The sequence below is a fragment of the Candidatus Binatia bacterium genome (assembly GCA_036382395.1).
Classification (GTDB): Bacteria; Desulfobacterota; Binatia; order HRBIN30; family HRBIN30; genus JAGDMS01.
On record DASVHW010000368.1, the window covers coordinates 1 to 3004 of the forward strand.

Below are 3004 nucleotides of genomic sequence, written 5' to 3' on the forward strand. Positions count from 1 at the left end.
CGCGCCGCGCTTGTCGCCGGCAACCGCGTGGATCTCGTCGACAATCACGGTCTCCGCCGTCGCCAGCATGCGCCGACTGCGCTCGGCGGTGAGCAAGATGTAGAGCGACTCGGGCGTGGTGATGAGGATATGGGGCGGCCGCCGCAACATGCGCTGGCGCTCGCACGCGGGCGTATCGCCGCTGCGCACCAGCACGCGGATGTCCGGCAGCGCCACACCGTCCGCGGAGGCGAGGCGCTGAATCTCCGCCAGCGGTTCCTGAAGATTCTTCTGGATGTCGTTGCCCAGCGCCTTGAGCGGTGAAACGTAGACCACGCTGGTTCTGTCTTCCAATGGACCCATGGCGGCCGCGGTGACCAGCCGGTTGATCGCCCAGAGAAATGCGGCCAACGTCTTACCGGAACCGGTCGGCGCCGCAATCAGTGTGTCTTCACCGGCAGCGATGTGCTGCCAGCCCGCCGCCTGCGGCGCCGTCGGCTCACCGAAGCGTTCGGCAAACCAACGCGCAACCAGGGGATGAAAGAACTCGATTTTCACGGGACCGATACCAGTACAAACATAGCATGCTTGCGCTGGCAAGAGGGCCTGGGGTTACGACCGGGGACGCCGCGCCGCGGCAATCCCGCGCGACGGGAACGCGGTGCGACAGGCAGCGACGATCAACGCGGTTCAACGCCGAGGCCGCGTTCCCGTGCCCGCCCGCTGCCGGTTCTGTTCGGCTCCCGGTCTCGTGTGAGGCTGGGCGGCCGGCGCTCCGCTACTGCGTTCCTCACCTCGTTCCGGTTCGGGCACCACAAAGATCTCGCAGTCGGGATCCTGTTTATCGGGACGCTTCTTGCTGCTGAGGACCAGGAAGCGGCCGCCGTTGCGGAGCAGCTGCACGGCGGCGTCGAGGTTGTCCTGCTGGACTCGGCCGGACAGGTAGGGCTTGTTGCCCTCCCGACTGAGATTCTTCCAGAGCACTCCGAGCTTGATCTTGTCGTCTGCCATTGTTCACCCTCGTAGTTTAGGTTGACGGTTGCCACGCAGTACAGTGCAGTTACTACACTGATGGCCGTCATGTCAATATACTTGTAGGCTACCATGATGTGGCTGATGATTGGAAGGGAGATGAGAAAACAGATGCGACTGCTTTGCGGCCGGCTTGACCAAGGCAGATTGGCTGCCCTCAGCCTACCCCTTCGTGGTGCGGTTCACCCGTTCAAGGCGAGAGATGACCTCATCCAAGTTCTGCAGGCGCTCCCGGAGTGCGTCAGCTCTGAGGACCACGCCGCCGTTCCTCCAGGCGTTCGCCGGTCAGGCGCCATTGTTCTTCCAGAAACGGCTTGAAGTCCCAGTAGCGAGCGAGCGCGCGGGTAACGAACTCGGTGTCGACGTCAGGATCACGCGCGTAGAGGCATGTTCCCGTTGCCGCGACCTCGTGCGCCAGCACCACGGAGGCTTCGTTGAGCGATACGAGATCGATGGGCACACCGGTTGTGGCCGCCGCGTCCGCCCGCAGCCGCATCAGCTCATCTAGCGACAGCGGTGGGTCGGTGAGGACGGCGAGGTCGAGGTCACGCACGAGCTTGCGCTCTGGGTCCGCTGCCGAGCCGAAGAGATATACCAGCTTGACGCGCAAGTCCCGAGCCAGCTCCTGCGCCGCACCACTCGCCGCCGTACGCGCTACATCAGCGGTGAGGTGGCGGATGGCGTCCATGATTGGGGACTCTAGCACAGATTGCGCCCCCACTGCATCGCGACGACGGCACTGGAAGCAGGTCGCAACGCGCGAAAAGTGGTTGACGCTACGCGCCACCACCGTTGGCGCGGAGTTCTCGTCGCTGCGCCTCGGTGCCGAGACGCGCCCAACACAGAGGGCACTCGGCCAGCTCATCCGCGCATACGGGGCCGCTGGCCGTTTGATAGCCCCGTCCGCGGCTCTATGCGACCAACGACTTGAGCTGCCCGCTGCTCTGCAGCCGTGCCGCCAGCTTTTCATTGCGCGACACGGCGATGTCGAGCAGGCGCACGAACATGAAGAACGAGATCTGTTCGATGACCGTCATTGGGTTGGTGATCCCGCCGGTCCAGAACTCGGTCCAGAGTTTGTCGATCTCGCTACGCAATTGTCCGGTGATCATGGCGCTACTCCAGCAACGCTAGCCCGCTACGCAAGTCGACTGTGAGCCGCAGGCCGCGCACGTAGTCCAACCCAAGCAACCCGTCGACGCCGGCACTGGGCGGCAATGTGTGGCCGAGCACAGCGAAATCGGTTCGCTGTTGCTCGAGAGCGGCGATCTGCCGCAAGGTGATCCGCGGTGCGAACTCAACCCCGCTGCCGGTGGTGACCTGCACGCGATCGGGAGCGAGGGCCGGGGCGTAGCCGATGGCCACCAGCATCCCAACGTTCACGACGGTGCTTGTCGCTCCGGTGTCGAGGGCGAGTCGCAGGACAACACTGCCGCTCGGTCCCCACAGTTCCGCCGGAACGATGATCAGCCCCTCGCGAGGATCAAAGGGAATGCTCATAGAACAATCGCGGTGTCCTTGGGCATCTTGCCCGTGTACAAGATGGCGAATCGTGGCGGCCGCAGCTCGACGGCCTTGCGGTAGACTTCGTCGCGGTCCGTGCTGTGCCAGCGCACGGTTCCACCTTGCACTCTCAACGTGGTGTCGGTGTCCGGGGCTTCGACCAGTACCCACTCAGCAGGGAATCGGGTTTCGATTTGGGCGACTGTCAGCACTTCATCGCTCATGGTTGATCCTCCTTACGGCTTTGCACATAAAGTCCGTTGACGGCGGGCACCCTTCGATACGGCCCCTGAAGATGACTCCCCGCACGCGCCCAGTCGCGATTTCTTCAACGACAGCAGATGGAACGACCATACGTCGCGCCAGCTCCGGAAGTAGCCGGAGCTGGCCGATTTGATGCAAATACTGCAGCGGCGAGGTGTCGCAGATGACCTCAGGCAAGGCGGGCTTCCCGGGCGAGTTCGTCTTCGGTCAGTCGGAAGGTGTCTAC

At 63.6% G+C, this 3004-nt stretch carries 5 protein-coding genes and 1 pseudogene; all 6 read right to left on the reverse strand.

Going from position 1 to position 3004, the window contains the following annotated elements; translation table 11 throughout:
• Positions 1-537 (reverse strand): DEAD/DEAH box helicase (locus VF515_17695; GenBank protein ID HEX7409466.1); only part of this gene is annotated, 537 nt, incomplete at its 3' end.
• Positions 538-669: 132 nt separating this feature from the next.
• Positions 670-990 (reverse strand): hypothetical protein, encoded by a 321-nt coding sequence (locus tag VF515_17700; protein HEX7409467.1) that lies wholly within the window; start codon positions 988-990, stop codon positions 670-672.
• A gap of 262 nt (positions 991-1252) precedes the next feature.
• Positions 1253-1699, reverse strand: coding sequence for a nucleotidyltransferase domain-containing protein (locus tag VF515_17705; protein ID HEX7409468.1), 447 nt, complete (start codon positions 1697-1699; stop codon positions 1253-1255).
• A 262-nt stretch (positions 1700-1961) separates the two neighbouring features.
• Positions 1962-2123: pseudogene (locus VF515_17710) on the reverse strand (type I restriction-modification system subunit M N-terminal domain-containing protein).
• A 4-nt stretch (positions 2124-2127) separates the two neighbouring features.
• Entirely contained in the window at positions 2128-2511 is a 384-nt protein-coding gene (locus VF515_17715) for a retropepsin-like aspartic protease (protein ID HEX7409469.1), read from the reverse strand.
• A complete protein-coding gene (locus VF515_17720) occupies positions 2508-2738 on the reverse strand; it encodes a hypothetical protein (GenBank protein HEX7409470.1) in 231 nt (76 codons plus the stop codon). Before VF515_17720 ends, VF515_17715 begins: the two co-directional genes overlap by 4 nt.
• Positions 2739-3004 lie beyond the last annotated feature (266 nt).

Bases quoted from the DNA above. Each gene is read 5' to 3' on its own strand.
- VF515_17700 (HEX7409467.1), bottom strand. From the start codon at position 990: ATGGCAGACGACAAGATCAAGCTCGGAGTGCTCTGGAAGAATCTCAGT.
- VF515_17705 (HEX7409468.1), bottom strand. From the start codon at position 1,699: ATGGACGCCATCCGCCACCTCACCGCTGATGTAGCGCGTACGGCGGCG.
- VF515_17715 (HEX7409469.1), bottom strand. From the start codon at position 2,511: ATGAGCATTCCCTTTGATCCTCGCGAGGGGCTGATCATCGTTCCGGCG.
- VF515_17720 (HEX7409470.1), bottom strand. From the start codon at position 2,738: ATGAGCGATGAAGTGCTGACAGTCGCCCAAATCGAAACCCGATTCCCT.